Origin of the sequence: Pseudomonas sp. 5P_5.1_Bac1 (assembly GCF_025466015.1) — a bacterium.
Classification (GTDB): Bacteria; Pseudomonadota; Gammaproteobacteria; order Pseudomonadales; family Pseudomonadaceae; genus Aquipseudomonas.
Genome location: NZ_JANLNX010000110.1, coordinates 1 through 17,646, shown reverse-complemented (window position 1 = coordinate 17,646; position 17,646 = coordinate 1). Strand labels below are relative to the sequence as shown.

At 64.2% G+C, this 17,646-nt stretch carries 15 protein-coding genes; 2 read left to right on the top strand and 13 right to left on the bottom strand.

Annotation, left to right across the window (positions count from 1 at the left end):
- Window positions 1–149: 149 nt before the first annotated feature.
- The 9 genes from NTD82_RS24475 to NTD82_RS24435 all read right to left on the bottom strand — a co-directional run bounded on the left by NTD82_RS24475 (window position 150) and on the right by NTD82_RS24435 (window position 12,174).
- Window positions 150–794: a methionine ABC transporter permease gene (locus NTD82_RS24475; protein WP_095159000.1), complete on the bottom strand. Its 645-nt coding sequence runs from the start codon at window positions 792–794 to the stop codon at window positions 150–152.
- A complete protein-coding gene (locus tag NTD82_RS24470) occupies window positions 784–1,911 on the bottom strand; it encodes a methionine ABC transporter ATP-binding protein (RefSeq protein ID WP_262130637.1) in 1,128 nt (375 codons plus the stop codon). The genes NTD82_RS24475 and NTD82_RS24470 overlap by 11 nt, the downstream gene beginning before the upstream one ends.
- A gap of 1 nt (window position 1,912) precedes the next feature.
- A complete protein-coding gene (locus NTD82_RS24465; RefSeq protein ID WP_262130636.1) occupies window positions 1,913–2,719 on the bottom strand; it encodes a MetQ/NlpA family ABC transporter substrate-binding protein in 807 nt (268 codons plus the stop codon).
- A gap of 1 nt (window position 2,720) precedes the next feature.
- Window positions 2,721–4,118, bottom strand: a complete 1,398-nt coding sequence (locus tag NTD82_RS24460; RefSeq protein ID WP_262130635.1) for an LLM class flavin-dependent oxidoreductase — start codon at window positions 4,116–4,118, stop codon at window positions 2,721–2,723.
- Window positions 4,118–5,323, bottom strand: coding sequence for an SfnB family sulfur acquisition oxidoreductase (locus tag NTD82_RS24455; RefSeq protein ID WP_262130634.1), 1,206 nt, complete (start codon window positions 5,321–5,323; stop codon window positions 4,118–4,120). The genes NTD82_RS24460 and NTD82_RS24455 overlap by 1 nt, the downstream gene beginning before the upstream one ends.
- A gap of 20 nt (window positions 5,324–5,343) precedes the next feature.
- Entirely contained in the window at window positions 5,344–6,585 is a 1,242-nt protein-coding gene (locus NTD82_RS24450) for an SfnB family sulfur acquisition oxidoreductase (protein WP_262130633.1), read from the bottom strand.
- A 389-nt stretch (window positions 6,586–6,974) separates the two neighbouring features.
- Window positions 6,975–10,022, bottom strand: coding sequence for an efflux RND transporter permease subunit (locus NTD82_RS24445; protein WP_262130632.1), 3,048 nt, complete (start codon window positions 10,020–10,022; stop codon window positions 6,975–6,977).
- Window positions 10,019–11,086, bottom strand: coding sequence for an efflux RND transporter periplasmic adaptor subunit (locus tag NTD82_RS24440; RefSeq protein ID WP_262130630.1), 1,068 nt, complete (start codon window positions 11,084–11,086; stop codon window positions 10,019–10,021). The genes NTD82_RS24445 and NTD82_RS24440 overlap by 4 nt, the downstream gene beginning before the upstream one ends.
- Window positions 11,083–12,174: an efflux RND transporter periplasmic adaptor subunit gene (locus NTD82_RS24435; protein WP_262130629.1), complete on the bottom strand. Its 1,092-nt coding sequence runs from the start codon at window positions 12,172–12,174 to the stop codon at window positions 11,083–11,085. The genes NTD82_RS24440 and NTD82_RS24435 overlap by 4 nt, the downstream gene beginning before the upstream one ends.
- A gap of 171 nt (window positions 12,175–12,345) precedes the next feature.
- Here NTD82_RS24435 and NTD82_RS24430 point away from each other — a divergent pair, with 171 nt between their 5' ends.
- Window positions 12,346–13,509, top strand: a complete 1,164-nt coding sequence (locus NTD82_RS24430) for an AAA family ATPase (protein ID WP_095160053.1) — start codon at window positions 12,346–12,348, stop codon at window positions 13,507–13,509.
- 99 nt (window positions 13,510–13,608) lie between these two features.
- Here NTD82_RS24430 and NTD82_RS24425 read toward each other — a convergent pair whose 3' ends face one another.
- Genes NTD82_RS24425 through NTD82_RS24410 form a run of 4 tightly spaced genes read right to left on the bottom strand, consistent with a single transcriptional unit; the run spans window position 13,609 to window position 16,562 of the window.
- The gene (locus NTD82_RS24425; RefSeq protein ID WP_095160054.1) at window positions 13,609–14,490 is read right to left on the bottom strand and encodes a transporter substrate-binding domain-containing protein; all 882 of its coding nucleotides are present in this window, start codon (window positions 14,488–14,490) and stop codon (window positions 13,609–13,611) included.
- Entirely contained in the window at window positions 14,487–15,260 is a 774-nt protein-coding gene (locus NTD82_RS24420; protein WP_262130628.1) for an amino acid ABC transporter ATP-binding protein, read from the bottom strand. Before NTD82_RS24420 ends, NTD82_RS24425 begins: the two co-directional genes overlap by 4 nt.
- A complete protein-coding gene (locus tag NTD82_RS24415) occupies window positions 15,257–15,916 on the bottom strand; it encodes an amino acid ABC transporter permease (RefSeq protein ID WP_095160056.1) in 660 nt (219 codons plus the stop codon). Before NTD82_RS24415 ends, NTD82_RS24420 begins: the two co-directional genes overlap by 4 nt.
- Window positions 15,897–16,562, bottom strand: a complete 666-nt coding sequence (locus tag NTD82_RS24410; RefSeq protein ID WP_095160057.1) for an amino acid ABC transporter permease — start codon at window positions 16,560–16,562, stop codon at window positions 15,897–15,899. Before NTD82_RS24410 ends, NTD82_RS24415 begins: the two co-directional genes overlap by 20 nt.
- 261 nt (window positions 16,563–16,823) lie before the next feature.
- On the opposite strand from NTD82_RS24410, the gene NTD82_RS24405 reads away from it, so the two are divergent.
- Entirely contained in the window at window positions 16,824–17,588 is a 765-nt protein-coding gene (locus tag NTD82_RS24405; protein ID WP_262130627.1) for an N-acetylmuramoyl-L-alanine amidase, read from the top strand.
- The last annotated feature ends 58 nt before the right edge of the window (window positions 17,589–17,646 follow it).

Genomic DNA, 17,646 nt, shown 5'->3' with positions numbered 1-17,646 from the left:
GCAATTCCGTCTGGCACAAACGGAGGGTGCAGCCAACTCGCTGGCTTGGATAGTAATGCCTGACATATGCGGGCCGGGTTGGTCAGAAGGGTAAGAGATTACTCTCACTGGGATGCAGTCTGGCTTTAAGCCAGGATCCCGGCGCTACCTCACCGCTTGTTCAACCGCTGCGCCAATCGGTCCCCGCTTACCTGAATCAACGCCACCAGCACCACCAGCATGACGATCACGGTCAGCATGATCTGGGTGTCGAAGCGCTGGTAGCCGTACCGGTAGGCGATGTCGCCCAGCCCGCCCGCGCCGATGGCGCCGGCCATGGCCGAGGAGTTGATCATGGTCACCAGGGTGATGGTGAAGCCGCCCACTATTCCTGGCAGCGCCTCGGGCAACAGCACATGCCAGACGATATGCCAGCGCCGGCAGCCCATGGCCTGCGCCGCTTCGATCAGGCCGTGGTCGACTTCGCGCAGGCTGACTTCGGCAATCCGCGCGAAGAACGGGGTCGCGGCGATGGTCAGCGGGACGACCGCCGCCCAGACGCCGTAGGTGGTGCCGACGATCAGCCGGGTGAAGGGGATCAGCGCGACCATCAGGATCAGGAACGGTATCGAGCGGAACAGGTTGACGAAGACGCCGAGCACGCGGTTCACGTTCGGCGCTTCGAAGATCCCGCCCTTGCCGCTGGTGACCAGGATCACCGCCAGCGGAATCCCCGCCAGCAGTGCGATCAGCGAGGACACGCCGACCATCAGCAGGGTGTCGACGACGCCCTGCAACAAGCGATCAAACCACATAGCCAAGTACCTCCACCTGCGCGGCCCAGTCCCGGGCCCGTTCGATGATGCTGTCATGGGTGTGCGGCGACTGCGCGACCGAGATCACCAGTTGGCCAAGGGCACGGTCCTGGATCGGTTCAATGCCGCCCTGCAGCAGGCTGACTTTGCCGCCAAGGGCAATGAACAGCGCCGACAGGTCCGGCGCTTCGCGGTCCTGGCCGCTGACCCGCAAACGCAAAACCAACGTCGCTCGCGCCTCCGGCGCGGTGGGCAGCAGGCGCTCCAGCAGCGAGGACGGCAAGGCCGGCTGCAACGGTGCCAGCAGGGTTTTGCTGACGTCGTGCTGTGGGTCGCCGAACACTTGCCAGACCTCGCCCTGTTCGACCACGCGCCCGCGTTCCAGGACCACCACGCGGTGGCAGATATCGCGGATCACCGCCATCTCGTGGGTGATGAGGACGATGGTCAGGCCGAGGCGCTGGTTGATGTCGCGCAGCAGGCCGAGGATCGACTCGGTGGTTTCCGGGTCGAGCGCCGAAGTGGCTTCGTCGCAGAGCAGGATGGCCGGGTCATGCACCAGCGCGCGGGCGATGCCGACGCGCTGTTTCTGTCCGCCGGAAAGCTGCGCCGGATAGACATGATGCTTCTCCTGCAAGCCCACCAACTCCAGCAGTTCGGTGACCTTGCGCTGGCGCTCGGCCTTGGGCACGCCAGCCACTTTCAGCGGCAGCTCGACGTTCTGCCACACGGTCTTGGCCGACATCAGGTTGAAGTGCTGGAAGATCATGCCGATGCGTCGGCGCAGGGTGACCAGTTTGTCTTCGTCGTATTCGGCGATGTCCACCTGGTCGATCAGCACGCGGCCGCTGCTGGGGTGTTCCAGGCGGTTGATGGTGCGGATCAGCGACGACTTGCCGGCGCCGCTGCGGCCGATGATGCCGAAGATTTCACCGTGCTGGATGTTCAGGTCGATGTCGGCCAGGGCCGGGGCTTCCTGCCCCGGGTAGGTCTTGTTCAGGCTGACGAAGCGCACGTGGGCGCTGTTCACTTCAGGATGCAGCGCCCGCTGCCGGGTCTGCCGGGGTTCCGGCAGGCTCGGCGAGTCCAGCGCCACGCGGGCGTTGGCGGTGCTCATCTCAGCTCTCCCAGCCCGGCTGGTACAGCTTGCCGTGGGCCTTGTCGAGAGCGGCGCGAACCACCGGCGAGTGTTGGTAGATGTCGATGAATTTAGCCAGGCGCGGGTCGTCCTTGTTCTGCGGCTTGATGACGAACTGGATCACGTATTCCTTGTGGTCGATGCCGTCGAACAGCAGCGCGGAACCGGCATCGAAGGTGTTGGCCAGGCGGATGTAGTGCGGGTAGCCCTGGACCAGATCGGCGTCTTCATAGGCGCGGACCAGTTGCACCGCCTCGACCTGAAGGATCTTGATCTTCTTCGGGTTGCCGACGATGTCGTCCTCGGTGGCCTTGTAGCCGACACCCGGCTTGAGGGTGATCAGGCCGGCCTTGGCCAGCAGTTGCAGGCCGCGACCGCCGTTGATCGGGTCGTTGGCGATGGCCACGGTGGCGCCTTCCGGCAGTTCCGCGAAGCTCTTGTGCTTCTTCGAGTAGAGGCCGACGTTGTTGATGATGCCGGGAGCGTAGGGCACCAAGTCGAAGCCGGCGGCGGACTTGGCGTTTTCCAGGAACGGGATGTGCTGGAAGTAGTTCACGTCGATGTCGCCGGCGGCGAGGCTGACGTTGGGCGCGATCCAGTCGCTGAACTCGATCAGTTCGACGTTCAGTCCTTGTTTTTTCGCTTCACCGACCGCGGCTTCCAGCGGGATGGCGAAGGCGGCGGTGGTGCCGACTTTCAGCGGGGCATCGGCGGCGTGGCCGGTGCCGATCAGGCCGAGGGTGAGGGCGAGTGCCGCGACGGGGCGGCCGAAAAGGGTCTTAAGCATGCTATAGCGCTCCGGTCGGTTGGGCGGTCGTGGTCGGTTGGGCGTTGTGGCGGTAGCCGGCGCCGGGGTGGTCGGCGGGCAGGTGGGCAGTGCCCTGCGGAAACAGCTTCTGTCGCAGGGGGCCGTTGTCGTAGGCGGTCTTGTACGAGCCACGTTGTTGCAGCTCGGGGATCACCAGGTCGATGAAGTCTTCGTAGCTTTCCGGGGTGACGGTGCGGGCCAGGTTGAAGCCGTCCAGACCGGTTTCGGCGATCCAGCTTTCCAGCTCGTCGGCGACCTGCTCGGGCGAGCCGATCAGGGTGATGTAGCGCCCGCCGAGGGCGTGCTGGTCGAGCAGGCGGCGGCGGGTCCAGTCGTTGTTTTGCAGGTGCTTGGTCGCGGACTGGATGGCGTTGCTCTTCACGTACTGGATCGGTTCGTCCAGTTCGTAGGCCGAGAAGTCGATGCCGGTGGAGCTGGAGAAATGCGCGACGCCGGCTTCGGCGCTGGCATGGCGCAGGTAGTCGGCGTGCTTGGCGCGGGCCAGTTCTTCGGTCGCGGCGACGATCACGGTGATGCCCATGAACACTTTTATCGCGTGCGGATCACGCCCGGCGGCGACGGCGGCGGCGCGCACTTTGTCGACCTGGGCGCGGGTCGCGGCCTTGGTCTGGCCACTGATGAACACGCACTCGGCGTGGTTGCCGGCGAAGGTCAGGCCACGCTCCGAGGCACCGGCTTGGAACAGCACCGGCGTGCGTTGCGGCGACGGCTCGCTGAGGTGATAGCCCTCGACCTTGTAGAACTCGCCGTGGTGGCGAACCTTGTGCACTTTGTCCGGCTGGGCGTAGATGCGCCGTTCGCGGTCGTTGAGCACCGCGTCGTTTTCCCAACTGCCTTCGAGCAGTTTGTACAGCACTTCCAGGTACTCGTCGGCCTGGTCGTAGCGGCGGTCGTGTTCGGGTTGTGCGTCGAGGCCCATGGCCTTGGCTGCGCTGTCCAGGTAGCCGGTGACGATGTTCCAGCCGACCCGGCCACGGCTCAGGTGATCGAGGGTGGAAAGGCGCCGGGCGAACAGGTACGGCGGCTCATAGGTGAGGTTGGCGGTCAGGCCGAAACCGAGGTTGCGGGTGACCGCGGCCATGGCCGAGACCAGCAGCAACGGGTCGTTGACCGGCAACTGGATCGACTCTTTCAGCGGCACGTCCACCGACTGCTGGTAGACGTCGTAGACGCCGACGATATCGGCGAGGAACAGGCCGTCGAACAGGCCGCGTTCCAGCAGCTTCGCCAGTTCGGTCCAGTATTCGAGGGTCTTGTACTCGCTGGAGGTATCCCGCGGATGGGTCCACAGGCCGTGGTTGATGTGCCCGACGCAGTTCATGTTGAAGGCGTTGAGCAGGATCTTTTTCTTGGCCATCAGATGGTCCCCCGCAACGGTGGGTTCTGATCGTTGAGGTAGTAGTTGCCGATGGCGTGGTATTTCCAGCGCACCGGGTCGTGCAGGGTGTGGGTGCGGGCGTTGCGCCAGTGGCGGTCGAGGCCGTGCTCGGCGAGGGTGGCCTGGCTGCCGGCCAGTTCGAACAGGGTGCTGCCGGCGGCCAGGGAAATCTCGGTGCTGATGGCGCGGGCTTCGGCCACGGCGATGGAGGCTGCTGCAACGGTATCGGCGTGGGTGTCGGCCTGGGCGCGGTCGAGGAATTCGCCGGCGCGCTCCAGCAGGGCCTCGGTGGCGTGCAGACGGATCGCCAGGTGGCCGAAGGTCTTCAGGCTCAGCGGGTCTTCGGTGGCTTTGTCGCTGTTGGCGTCGATCCACGGCCGGGTGCGGGTGCGCACGAAGTGCAGGGCATCTTCATAGGCGGCGCGGGCGATGCCGGTGTCGATGGCGGCGTGGAGGATCTGCGCCAGCGGGCCGACCGGCGTCGGCCGCTCGAACGCGCTCTGGAACGGCAGCACATCCGCGACCTCGACCCGGACGTTGTCGAACACCACCGAACCGCTGCCGGTGGTGCGCTGGCCGAAGCCGCTCCAATCATCGATGACTTTCAGCCCGGCGCTGTCGGCGGGGACGAAGGCCAGTTGCTGCACACCGTGTTCATCGACCACCGAGGTGGGGATGCGCTGAGCGTAGATCGCGCCGGTGGCGTAGAACTTGCGGCCGTTGATGCGGTAGCCGTCACCGTCGCGGGTCAGCGCGGTGGTGCGCTCGTTGGCGGTCTTGGTGCCCAGCTCGGCCAGGGCGTTGCCGAAGCGTTTGCCGGCCAGCACTTCGGCGTACAGGCGCTGCTGCTGCTCGGGCGTGCCGTTCACGCGCAGCACTTCGAGGGCGTAGAAATGGTTCTGCGGAATCTGTCCCAGCGACGAGTCGGCCTGGGCGATGCGGGCGACGACCTTGGCCAGGGTGACGTTGGACACGCCAGCGCCGCCGAAGGCTTTCGGCACGCTGATGCCCCACAGGCCGGAGCGGGTGAACAGCTCCAGTTCCGGGTGCGGCAGGCGCCGTTCACGGTCGCGCAGGGCGCTGTCGTGTTGCAGTTGGCCGGCGATCTGCTCGGCGATGGCCAGGGCCTGGGCGTCGTCGGTGATGACCGCCACGGCGTCGTGCGGTTGCGAATGAAGGCTCATAAGGGGCTCCAGTGGTCTGGTCAAATCCAGGAGTGCCGGGCGGGCAGGGTTCCGTTGAGGTGGTAGGCGCCGACGGCGTGGTATTTCCAGCGCACCGGGTCGTGCAGGGTGTGCACCCGCGCATTGCGCCAGTGCCGGTCGAGGTTGAACTCGGCGAGGGTGGCGCGGCTGCCGGACAGTTCCAGGAGCTTCTCGCTGGCCAGCAGGGAGATTTCGGTGGTCAGCACCTTGGCCTCGGCCACGGCGATGGACGCGCGGGCGGCGGAGGCGGCGTCGACCGGCGCGGCGTTGACTTCATCCAGCACCCGCGCGGCTTTCGTCAGCAGCGCCTGGGCGGCGTGCAGTTCGAGTTTCAGGCGGCCGATATCGGCGATCACGTAGGGGTCGTCGCTGGCGCGCTCGACACCGGCATCGACCCAGGGGCGGGCCTTTTCGCGGACGAAGGCGATGGCGTCTTCCACGGCGGCTTCGGCGATGCCGGCGTCGATGGCGGCCTGGATCAGTTGCGAGACCGAGCCCTGGATATTCGGGGTGTCAGCGAGGCGCCAGCTCTCGACGACCAGTTCGGCGTCCACCGGCACTTCGTTGAGCAGCACGGTACCGCTGGCGGTGGTGCGCTGGCCGAAGCCGGACCAGTCGTCGACGATGCGCAGGCCCGGGGTGCCACGGCGAACGAACGCCAGCACCGTGCGGCCTTCGTCGTTCAGCGCCTTGACCGCCACCCAGTGGGCGAACAGCGCGCCGGTGGAATAGAACTTCTGGCCGCTGATGACATAGCCATCGCCCTGACGGGTGATCCGGGCCTTGAGTTCGAGGGTGTTCTTGGTGCCGCGTTCGGGGCCGGCATTGCCGATCCGCCAGCCGTCGACTACCGAGCCGAACAGCACTTCTTTCTGCCGGTCGTTGGCGGCGCCGCGCAGCAGTTGCAGCAGGCCGAACTGGTTCTGCGGGATTTGCCCCAGCGCCGGGTCGGCCGCACTGATGATGCGGAACACCTCGGCGAGGGTGACGAAGGAAAGCTGTGGACCGCCGTATTCACGCGGGATGCTGATACTGCCCAGGCCGCTGCGGGTGAACTGCTCGACTTCGGCCCAGGGCAGCTTGCGCTGCTGGTCGCGTTTGCCGGCTTGTGGGCGGGCGACGGCGGCCAGTTCGTGGGCGGCCTGCAGGGCCTCGGCATCGTTGCGCAGAACCTTGGCGGGGAGCAGCAACGGCGCGTGATCCAGATCGCTGTGAACGGCGTTATTGGCAAGATTGGACATGACCTGACCTCATCTATGGAAAACGTCGCGTGCGCACAGCGACTGAAGATACGTGGGGTCCGGTGGTCCGGTGCATATACCGTAATCGTTTATAAAAATTTACTGAACTAACGATTGGGAATATGGATAGACAGAGGGGTGTTGCTGTTGCAACAGGGGATCAACAGTTTGTTGGTGGGGGATTTAGGGCCTCATCGCTGCAGGCTATTTACACATCTTTCGGTCATGTGGTGGCTGGAGGGCGTTTGTCCAGAGAACGAGTAATGGCCACCAGGCGCATGCCGGAAGTTTTCTAGCGCTTTCAAGATCGAGCGCCGCACAAGCGGCGCTCGATCTCAAGGGCGCTGAAGATATGTCGGCTGACACATGGCAGCCACTGCATTCCCGGATCAAGCCTTCTCCGGCTCCCGAATCTTGTACCAGGCCACATACAGCGCCGGCAGGAACAGCAGCGTCAGCAAGGTCGCGACAATGATCCCGCCAATCATCGCGTAGGCCATCGGCCCCCAGAACACTTCCCGGGCAATCGGGATCATGCCCAGGCTCGCCGCCGCGGCGGTGAGCAGGATCGGGCGGCGGCGGTGGTTGGTGGCTTCCAGCACGGCATCCCACGGCGTGTAACCCTGGGCCTCGTATTCGTGGATCTGGGTCACGAGGATCACCGAGTTGCGGATGATGATGCCGATCAGCGCGAGGATCCCGAGAATCGCCACGAAGCCCATCGGCGTACCCGTCGGCACCAGCGCCAGCACCACGCCGATCAACCCCAGCGGCGCCACGCTCGCCACCAGGAAGAGCTTCTGCACGCTGTGCAACTGGATCATCAGGAAGGTCGCCATGAGGAACAGCATCAGCGGGATCACTTTGGCGATCGGGCCCTGGGCCTTGCCGCTCTCTTCCACCGTGCCGCCGGTCGCCACTTCGTAACCCACCGGCAGCTTGCTGGCGAATTCGTCGATCTTTGGCTTGAGCTGGGCCACCAGGTCGGTCGGCTGGATCTCGTCGCGCACCGAGGCCTTGATGGTGATGGTCGGTTTGCGGTCACGCCGCCACACCAGCGGCTGCTCCAGTTCGTAGCGCACGGTGGCGAACGCCAGCAGCGGAATCGAGGTGCCGTTGGGGGTGACGATCTGCAGGTTCTGCAAGGTCTGCGGCGAACCGCGTTCGCTGTCTTCGGCGCGGGCCACCACGTCGATCAGGTAGATGTTGTCGTGCACCTCGGTCACCGGCGCGCCGCTGACGATGCTGTTCATCACGTTGGCCACGTCTTCCGACGACAAGCCGAGCTGCCGCGCCTTGTCCTGGGCGATGTCGATCCGCAGCACTTTGCCCGGCTCGTTCCAGTCGTAAATCATGTCGCCGATGTGCGGGTTGCTGTCGAGCAGGGTCGCCAGCTCGATGGCGTGCTTGCGCACCAGATCGATGTCCTTGCCGCTGACCCGGTACTGGATCGGCCGGCCCACCGGCGGGCCCATTTCCAGCGACTGGACGTTGCTGCCGATGCCGACGAAGTCGTCACGCAGGCGCTTCTGCAAGCGCGCCTTGAGCACCTCGCGGGACTCCAGGCCTTTGCTCACCACCACCAGTTGCGCGTAGTAGGGGTTTTGCAGTTGCTGGTCCAGCGGCAGGTAGAAACGCACCGCGCCCTGGCCGATGTAAGTGCTCCAGTGAACGATGTCCGGGTCGTCCTTGAAGGTGGATTCGAGGCGATCGACCACCTTGCGGGTTTCCTCGATCGAGGCGTTCTGCGGCAGGTTGATGTCCACCAGCAGTTCCGGGCGGTCCGAGGACGGGAAGAACTGGTTCTGCACGAAGCGCATGCAAAAGATCGCCAGGGCGAACAGCACGATGGTGCCGACGATGGTCAGCCAGCGGTTGCGCATGCACCACAGCAGGCCGCCGGCGAATGCCCGGCCGACCCGGCCCGGCTCTTCTTCGTGGACCTTGGGTTTGATGTTGAGCAGGTGCACGCCCAGCACCGGGGCGAACAGCACCGCGACGATCCACGACACCAGCAGCGCCACGGCGATCACCGCGAACAGGGTGAAGGTGTACTCCCCCGCCGAACTGGCATTGAGGCCGATGGGCACGAAACCGGCGACGGTCACCAGGGTGCCGGTGAGCATCGGGAAGGCGGTCGAGGTGTAGGCGAACGTCGCCGCCTGCTCCTTGCTCTCGCCCATTTCCAGGCGCGTGACCATCACTTCGACGGTGATCATCGCGTCGTCCACCAGCAGGCCCAGGGCGATAATCAGCGCGCCGAGGGAAATCCGCTGCATGGTGATGCCGCTGTACTCCATGAACACGAAGACCATTGCCAGCACCAGCGGGATCGAGCAGGCCACCACCAGCCCGGCGCGCAGGCCGAGGCTGACGAAGCTCACCAGCAGCACGATCACCACCGCTTCGAACAGCGCGCTGGTGAAGCCGCCAACCGCCTCCTTCACCACCACTGCCTGGTCGGACACGGTGAACACCCCGACCCCCACTGGCAGCTCGGTAATGACGCTGTCCATCTTCTTGTGCAGGTCCTGGCCGAACACCTGCATGTTGCCGCCGGACTTCATGCCGATGGCCAGCCCGATCGCATCATGGCCGTTGTAGCGGAACTGCACCGTCGGCGGGTCGGCGTAACCACGGCGTATCTCGGCAATATCGGCCAGCCGGTAGAAACGATCGTCGAGGCGCAGGTTGACTTCGGCGAGGTCTTTTTCCGAGGCGAACTGGCCGCTGGTACGCACCGAAATCCGCTCCGGCCCGGCCTCGATCACCCCCGCTGGCGTCACCGCGTTCTGCGCCTGCAGGGCCTGCACCACCTGGCGCTGATCGATGCCGAGCGCCGCCAGCTTGCGGGTGGAGAAGTTCAGGTAAATCACCTCGTCCTGGGTGCCGATCATCTCCACCTTGCCCAGGTTCGGCACCTCGCGGATCTCCGCGCGCACCCGCTCCACGTAGTCGCGCAGCTCGCGCATGCTCAGGCCGTCGGCGGTGAAGGCGTAGATCGAGCCGAACACATCGCCGAATTCGTCGTTGAAACCGGGGCCCTGGATGCCTTGGGGAAACTCGCCGCGGATGTCCTGGATCTTCTTGCGCACCTGATACCAGATCTGCGGGATATCGCTGGCCTTGGTGGTGTCGCGCAAGTTGACGTAAACCGTCGATTCGCCGGGCCGGGTGTAGCTTTTCACGTAGTCGAGGGAGTCCAGTTCCTCGAGCTTTTTCTCGATGCGGTCGGTGACCTGCAACAGGGTTTCGTCCTGCGTCGCGCCCGGCCAGCGGGTCTGGATCACCATGGTCTTGATGGTGAACGACGGGTCTTCCTCACGGCCCAGATTGAGGTAGGAAAACACCCCCATGAGCAAGGCGACGAACATCAGGTACCAGACGAAGGATTGGTGACGGATTGCCCATTCGGACAGATTGAAGCTTCCTTTCATCGGGACTCGTCCTCATCGACCATGACCTTCTGCCCCGGCTTGAGGCTGTTGACGCCGGCGGTGACCACCCGCTCGCCGGGCTGCACCCCCGAGGCGAGCAGCACTGCATCCGGCCCTCGTTCGAGCACTTTCACGTCTCGCGGATTGACCACTTTCTGCTGGGTATCGACGATCCACACGCGGGTTTGCCCGTCCACCTCCTGGATGGCGCTGGCCGGCACTTCGCTGCGCGGCTTCACCGCCGAGCTGAGGGTGACGCTGATGGACGTGCCGAGGCGGAAACCGTCCGGCGTGTCTTTCAGGGTCAGCCGGGCGCGCCGGGTGCGGGTGCTGGCGTCGGCCTGCGGCTCGATTTCGCGCAAGGTGGCGGTGGTGTTCAAGCTGTTGTCCAGTTGCGCGGCGACGCGGAATTCCACCCCTTCGGAGAGTTCTTCGGCGAGGCGGGTCGGCAGGTCGATCACCGCTTCTTTCACGTCCGGCCGCGCCAGGGTCACCACCGCCTGGCCGGCGCTGACGGTTTGCCCGGCCTCGGCTTTCCATTCGGTGACCACCGCGCCGTGATCAGTGCGCAGCTCGCTGTAGCCGAGTTGATCGCGGGCCTGCTGCAAGGAGGCCTTGGCCTGTTCAAGGGTGGCACCGGTGGTTTTCAGGTCGGTCTGGGCAATGTCCAGTTGCGCCTGGGCGCCGACGCCGCGGTCATACAACTGCTGCTGACGACGCGCATTGGCCTGGGCATTGATCCACTGCGCCTGGACCCGCGCCAGCTCGCCTTCGGCGGCACGCACCTGATTGCGCTGGTCGGTGGGATCGAGGCTGGCGAGCACATCGCCCGGCTTGACCGTGCTGCCGACGTCCACCGCGCGGCGAGCGATGCGGCCACCGACCCGAAAACCGAGGGTACTTTCATAGCGGGCCTGGATGGTCCCGGCGAAACGCCCGAGGTTGAGCTGGTCCTGGGTCTGCACCCGCATCGACAGCACCGGGCGGATCGGCTCCGGGGTTTCTTTCTTATCACTACAGGCCACCAGTGACAGGCAGCCCAACAGCAGGATCGCGGGCTTCATGGCAGCTCCCCGGCTTTGCCGTTATCGGCGATTTCCACCAGCATGCCCGGGTGCAGCAACTGCCCGCCGAGCACCACCACCGACTCGCCACTTTCCAGCCCGTCGCTGACCACCACCTTGCCGGTGAGGTAGCGGCCGACGGTGACCTTTTGCAGGCGCACCTTGTTGTCTTGGTCCACCAGCCACACGGCCGGCTCATTCAGGTCCTTGGTCAGCGCCGACCACGGCAGTTCCACACCCGGCCGGCCCTGCGGATTGCCGGTGGCGCTGACCGCCGAACCCAGTTCCATCCCGGCCGGCACCTCGTCCAGGGCGATCTTTACCTGCACCGTGCCGCTCTGCGCCGACACCGTTGGCGTGACCTCGCGAACATGCCCCTTGGCCTGGATTTTCGGATTATCGAGTAGGCTGACCGTGATCGACTCGGCGCTGGCCGGCGCCAGCAGCAGCGACTCGTAGACGTTGAACACCGCATCGCGGCCGCCATCGCGGGCCAGGCTGAAAATCGGCACCGTCGCCTGCACCACCTGGCCGACCTCGGCCTGGCGCTCGGTAATCACCCCGGCCGCGTCGGCCACCAGCGCGGTGTAGCTGAGTTGTTCCTTGGCATTGGCCAATTGCGCCTCGGCGGCCTTCAGCGCGCTCTGGCTACTGCGCAGCGCCGCTTCGGCGGAATCGTATTCGCTCTGGCTGGTGTAGCCCTTGGGCAGCAATTTCTGCTGGCGCACGAAGGCGGCGGAACTCTGCGTCACCCGCGCCCGCGCCGCGAGGACTTCGGCGTTGGCCGAGTCGACGTTGGTCTGCAGGTCTTTCGGATCGAGACGCGCCAGCACCTGATTGGCGGTGACGTGGTCGCCGACATCGACGCTGCGGGAAATGATCTTGCCGCCAACGCGGAACGACAGGTCACTGTGTACCCGCGCCTGAACGTCGCCGGTCAGCGTCACCGAGGCGGCGAAATCGCCGGGCTCGACCTTCTGCACCCCGACCCGCGGGCGTTGCGGCTCCTCGGCGGGCTTCTCGCCACAGCCCGCCAACACGAGCATCAGGCCCATGCAAACGAGCGAATAAGAACACGACCACTTCATGCTGGCTCCTTGCAAGCGCCGGTTCGACATGGTGAATGCGACTGTTAGCGTAGATCAGGGGTTCCATAGCTGCTCACACAACAATCGGAACTGGCCTACATAATTCGTAGGCAACGTCCTCAAGCCGTGGAGTAGACAATACTTCCCGCCTTCTCCCACGGAACCTCTGTGATGCTGACCACCCTCGCCGTCGCCAACTACCGCTCGATCAACCGGCTGGTGCTGCCCCTCGGCCGCCTGAACCTGATCACCGGGCCCAACGGCAGCGGCAAGTCCAACCTGTACAAGGCGCTGCGCCTGCTGGCGGAAACCGCTCGCGGCGGCGTGGTCAATGCGCTGGCGGCGGAAGGCGGGCTGGAGTCGACGTTCTGGGCCGGGCCCGAGCAGATCAGCCGGCGCATGAGCCGTGGCGAAGTGGCAATCGAAGGTGGGCCGCGCAAGGGGGTGAAACGGCTGCGCCTGGGCTTTGCCAGCGAGGACTTCGGTTATGCCATCGGCCTCGGCCTGCCGGAGCCGGACAGCCGCACGCAGTTCTTCCTCGACCCGCAAATCAAGCGCGAAAGCCTCTGGGCCGGCGAAAGCTACCGGCCCGCCAGCCTGCTGGTGGATCGTCAGGGCCCGATGATCAAAGCCCGCGAGGGGCGCCAGTGGGATGTGCTGGCGCAGCATGTGTCCAGCGCCGACAGCCTGTTCGACCAGGTCGGCAACCTGCGTTCCTCGCCCGAAGTGCTGCACCTGCGCGAGCAGATCCGGGGCTGGCGCTTTTACGATCACCTGCGCACCGACGCTGGCGCCCCGGCCCGACGCCCGCAACTGGGCACGCGCACGCCGGTGCTGCATCACGACGGCCGTGACCTCGCGGCCGCGTTGCAGACCATCCTCGAAGTGGGCGACCCGCAAGCGCTACAGGACACCATCGCCGACGCCTTCCCCGGCGCACGGCTGAAGATCGACGCGGTGCCGGGTGGCTTGTTCGCCGTGCAGTTTTATCAGGAGGGATTGTTGCGGCCGCTGTCGGCGGCGGAACTGTCGGACGGTACCTTGCGTTACCTGCTGCTGGTCGCGGCGCTGCTGACGCCACGGCCGCCGACCATGATGGTCCTCAACGAGCCGGAAACCAGCCTGCACCCGGACCTGATTCCCGCGCTCGCGCGCTTGATCATCCGTGCGTCGCAGCATTGCCAGGTGTGGGTGGTGTCGCACTCGCGGGGGTTGATGGAAGCGCTGGAAGGCGATGCGACCTGCAATTCCATCGTGCTGGAAAAACAACTGGGTCAGACCCGAGTGGTGGGGCAGGGGATGCTGGATGAGCCGGTGTGGCATTGGCCAGATTAGAGAGTGAACTCGGGGGCAATCACCGGACATCAGGTCACCGTCAACCTGTGGGAGCGGATGAATCCGCTCCCACAGGGCCCCTGAGCCCACTGAATCAAATCAACCCTGCCACTTGCCGCCTTCCACAATCACGCTTTCCGGTTTGGTGTCATCGCTCAGCTCTTTGCGCACGTATTGGTCATACAGCTTGAGCAGGAATTTCTCTTCGCCCAGGCGCGCCAGCTCGGCGTTGACCCAGTCGCGCAGTTCGATATTGCCCTTCTTCACCGCCGGTGCGATCGGCGCTTCTTCGCCGAGTTTTTCCGGTAGTACGCGGTAGCCCGGGTTCTGCTTGGACCAGCTGAACAGAATCAGGTTGTCTTGCGCATAAGCATCACCACGACCATTGGCCAGGGCCTGCAGCGACTCGCTGTTTTTCTCGAACTTGAGCAGTTTCCAGTCCGGGTGGTTCTTGGTCAGCCAGATGTCGGCGGTGGTGCCGGTGGTGACGATGGTGGTCTTGTCGGCCAGGTCATCGAGTTTCTGCACCGAGCTGCCATCCGCGACCAGGGCCTGCACGGCAACGCGCAGGTTGGGGTTGGTGAATTCCACCGCTTCCTTGCGCTCCGGGGTCACGGTCATGTTGGCCAGGATCAGGTCGACCTTGTCGCTCTGCAGGAATGGAATGCGGCTGGCCGGCTCGACGGCGACGAACTCGACTTTGTTCTCATCACCCAGCAGCGACTTGGCAAACGCCCGGCCGATATCGGTATCGAAGCCAACGTAGCGCCCGCTTTCATCGACGAAGCCGAACGGCGGTTTGTCGGTGAAGACGCCGACGATCAGCTTGTCGCGGGCCTTGATGGTTTCCAGGTAGCTGGTGGTGGCCGGCGCGGGCGTGGCGGCGGCGGGTTTCGGCGGCTCTTCGGCCTTGTTGCAGCCGGCCAGCAGCGCCAGGCCGAGCAGTGACAGCAGCAGTTTCGAAGTTTTGGCAGTTTTCATGACAGTTCCTTTTGAGGTGTCTCTGGCAGGCGTTCTACGAAGGAAAATTTCTCTAGGAACTGCTGCGCGCGTGCGGTCCGCGGGTTCGTAAAGAAGCTCTCGGGTGGGCTCTGTTCAAGGATCCTGCCGGCCTCCATGAACACGATTCGGTCGGCCACCGCGCGGGCGAAGGCCATTTCGTGGGTAACGATGAGCAGGGTCATGCCGTCGCGGGCCAGGCCCTGGATCACTTGCAGCACTTCCTTGACCATTTCCGGGTCGAGGGCGGCGGTGACTTCGTCGAACAGCATCACCCGCGGGTTCATGCACAGCGAACGGACGATGGCGATGCGTTGCTGCTGCCCACCGGAAAGCTGGCGCGGATACGCGTCGCGCTTGTCCAGCAGGCCAACCCGCGCCAGCAGCGCCTCGGCCTGGGCCAGGGCTTCGCGGCGTTCGCGTTTCTGCACCTTGAGCGGGCCGAGCAGCAGGTTGTCGATCACGCTCATGTGACCGAACAGGTGATAACTCTGGAACACCATGCCGACCTGCTGGCGGATGTCGCGCCAGTCGGTCTTCGGGCTCAGGAGTTCGCGGCCTTCAAGCCGCAAGCTGCCGCTGTGGGCGCTTTCCAGGCCGTTGAGGCAGCGCAGCAACGTGCTCTTGCCGCAGCCGCTGGGGCCAAGAATCACCACCACTTCGCCCGTCTCCACCGACAGGTCGACGTCCTTGAGCACCTGCTGTTCGCCGAAAAATTTGTTGAAGCCCTGAAACTCGATCAATGCGCTCATGCGTGTGTCCAGCGTCGCTCCAGGGCCCGGGAGGCCGCCGAAAGCGGATAGCAGATGAAGAAGAAAAACAGGAACAGCGCGCCGTAGATCAGTACCGATTCATAGGTGCGCTCGATGATCTGCTGGCCGACCTTGATTACGTCCACCACGCCGATCAGCACCGCCAGCGAGCTGGTCTTGATGATCCGCGTGTAGATGTTGATGGTCGGCGGGGTCATGCGCTTCAGCGCCTGGGGCAGCAGCACGTAGCCGTACAACTGCCAGCCGGAAAGGCCGATCGACAGCCCCGCCTCGCGCTGACCGCGAGGCAGCGATTGCAGCGCGCCGCGCACCACCTCGCCGACCTCGCTGGCGCCCCACAGCGCCAGCACCAGCACCGCGCACCAGAAGCTCGGCAGGCTGATGCCGAGGAAAATCGGCAGGCCGAAGAACAACAGGTACAACCAGACCAGCACCGGAATGGCGCGGAACAGCTCCAGGTAAATGCGCAGCAGCACGTTCACGCTGCGCTTGCCGAGGGTCGCCAGCACGCCGTAAAGCACGCCGCCCAGCGTCGCGAAAACAATCCCCAATGCCGAGATCGACAGGGTTTGCGCGGCGCCCTTGCTCAGTTGCGGCAAGGACACCAGCAACAGCTCAAGACCCGAACTGGCCATGTTGTAGCCTCCGTTCCAGGCGGCTGAGCAGCAGCGACAGTGGCAGGAACAGCAGGACGCAAATCAGCGTCATCACCGCGAGCATTTCGTAGGTCTTGTAGTACAGGGCGATGTAGCTCTTGGTGGTGTAGAGAATCTCCGGCACCGCCACCGCCGAAACCACGGTGGTTTCCTTGAGCAGGAAAATGAAATTGGCGAACAGCGACGGCAGGCTGAGGATGCCGGCCTGCGGCAGGATCACATGGCGCAGCAACTGGCCTTCGGACAGGCCGATGGAGCGCCCCGATTCCAGTTGCGCCACCGGCACCGCTTCGACACCGGCGCGCAGCACCTCGGTGAGGTAGGCGCCGCCGAGGAAGGTCATGGTGATGATCGCCGCGGCGAAGCCGGAGATTTTCACACCGAGCGCCGGCAGGGCGAAGTAGACGAAGAACAACTGGATCAGCAGCGGCGTGTTGCGGGCCAGTTCGACGTAGAGCGAAACCAGGCGGTGCAGGACCGGCGTGCGGAACAGCAGGATCGCCGCGTTGACCACCGCGACCACCAGCGAGGTGGCAATAGCAATCAGGCCAACCTGCAGGGTCACGCCGACGGCTTTGAGAAACGCCGGCAAGGTGCTGAGGATGAACGGGATATCGAAGGTCATGAACGCGGGGTCTTTTCCGAACCGGCCCGAGGGTAGACGGGCGGATGCTGACGAGAAGTGCGAGGCGGGTAAGCCTCATTCGGGAAAGACTCTAAAGGTATAAAAATAATTATTTAAATACTTTTATCGAATATGAATATCACTGAAATCGCTGACGCTTCTGGGGCGAGTTTTCAGTTACATGTCACCTACATAGGTATGGATAGCCGGGACACTCGGACGGATATTTTTACAGCCCTCCGTTCTGAACAGGCTGTCCCCATGTATGAAATCGACTGTGATACCTACCGCTCGACAGCCTTCAACCGGCGCGTGCGTTTTCTGGTGATTCACTACACCGCTCTTGATTTCCAGGCATCCGTCACCGCGCTTACGGGCCCCGTAAGCGCCCACTATCTCGTTCCCGATCCATCGGACCAGAGCTATCAGCAGGCGGGTTTCACCGGGATGCGTGTGTTCAATCTGGTCGATGAGCAAGAGCGCGCCTGGCATGCCGGGCTCAGCCAATGGGCAGGTCGCACCAACCTCAACGACACCTCGATCGGCATCGAACTGGTCAACCAGGCCACCGACCATGAGGGAACTCTGACCTTTGTGCCGTATCACCCGCAGCAGATCGAAGTGCTCAAGGAACTGGTCACGGATATTCTTCGGTGCTACCCGGATATCACGCCGACGCAGGTCGTCGGGCACAGCGATATTGCCCCCGGCCGGAAGAATGATCCGGGGGCGATGTTCCCTTGGCAGGCACTTTACAAAGCCGGTATCGGGGCCTGGTATGACATCGCGACCCTACAGCGGTATTTCGAGCAATTCCTCAATGCACTGCCAACCCCAGAGGATGTCATCGCCAAGCTGGGCCAATACGGCTACGACACCGGTCAGGCCAGCACGGAGAGCGAATACCGCGCCTTGATTCGCGCCTTCCAATTGCATTTTCGCCAGCGCAATTACGATGGCCTGCTGGATGCTGAAACGGCGGCCATCCTGTACGCGCTGGTCGAGAAGTATTTTCCTTCCGAATGAGCATTATCGCCGGCAATGAAAAAACCGCCGTTGGGGTAATGCCTGTCAGTTGAACCGA

Bases quoted from the DNA above. Each gene is read 5' to 3' on its own strand.
- NTD82_RS24450 (WP_262130633.1), bottom strand. From the start codon at position 6,585: ATGTCCAATCTTGCCAATAACGCCGTTCACAGCGATCTGGATCACGCG.
- NTD82_RS24405 (WP_262130627.1), top strand. From the start codon at position 16,824: ATGTATGAAATCGACTGTGATACCTACCGCTCGACAGCCTTCAACCGG.
- NTD82_RS24455 (WP_262130634.1), bottom strand. From the start codon at position 5,323: ATGAGCCTTCATTCGCAACCGCACGACGCCGTGGCGGTCATCACCGAC.
- NTD82_RS24415 (WP_095160056.1), bottom strand. From the start codon at position 15,916: ATGGCCAGTTCGGGTCTTGAGCTGTTGCTGGTGTCCTTGCCGCAACTG.
- NTD82_RS24430 (WP_095160053.1), top strand. From the start codon at position 12,346: ATGCTGACCACCCTCGCCGTCGCCAACTACCGCTCGATCAACCGGCTG.
- NTD82_RS24435 (WP_262130629.1), bottom strand. From the start codon at position 12,174: ATGAAGTGGTCGTGTTCTTATTCGCTCGTTTGCATGGGCCTGATGCTC.
- NTD82_RS24460 (WP_262130635.1), bottom strand. From the start codon at position 4,118: ATGGCCAAGAAAAAGATCCTGCTCAACGCCTTCAACATGAACTGCGTC.
- NTD82_RS24465 (WP_262130636.1), bottom strand. From the start codon at position 2,719: ATGCTTAAGACCCTTTTCGGCCGCCCCGTCGCGGCACTCGCCCTCACC.
- NTD82_RS24440 (WP_262130630.1), bottom strand. From the start codon at position 11,086: ATGAAGCCCGCGATCCTGCTGTTGGGCTGCCTGTCACTGGTGGCCTGT.
- NTD82_RS24410 (WP_095160057.1), bottom strand. From the start codon at position 16,562: ATGACCTTCGATATCCCGTTCATCCTCAGCACCTTGCCGGCGTTTCTC.
- NTD82_RS24445 (WP_262130632.1), bottom strand. From the start codon at position 10,022: ATGAAAGGAAGCTTCAATCTGTCCGAATGGGCAATCCGTCACCAATCC.
- NTD82_RS24425 (WP_095160054.1), bottom strand. From the start codon at position 14,490: ATGAAAACTGCCAAAACTTCGAAACTGCTGCTGTCACTGCTCGGCCTG.
- NTD82_RS24475 (WP_095159000.1), bottom strand. From the start codon at position 794: ATGTGGTTTGATCGCTTGTTGCAGGGCGTCGTCGACACCCTGCTGATG.
- NTD82_RS24470 (WP_262130637.1), bottom strand. From the start codon at position 1,911: ATGAGCACCGCCAACGCCCGCGTGGCGCTGGACTCGCCGAGCCTGCCG.
- NTD82_RS24420 (WP_262130628.1), bottom strand. From the start codon at position 15,260: ATGAGCGCATTGATCGAGTTTCAGGGCTTCAACAAATTTTTCGGCGAA.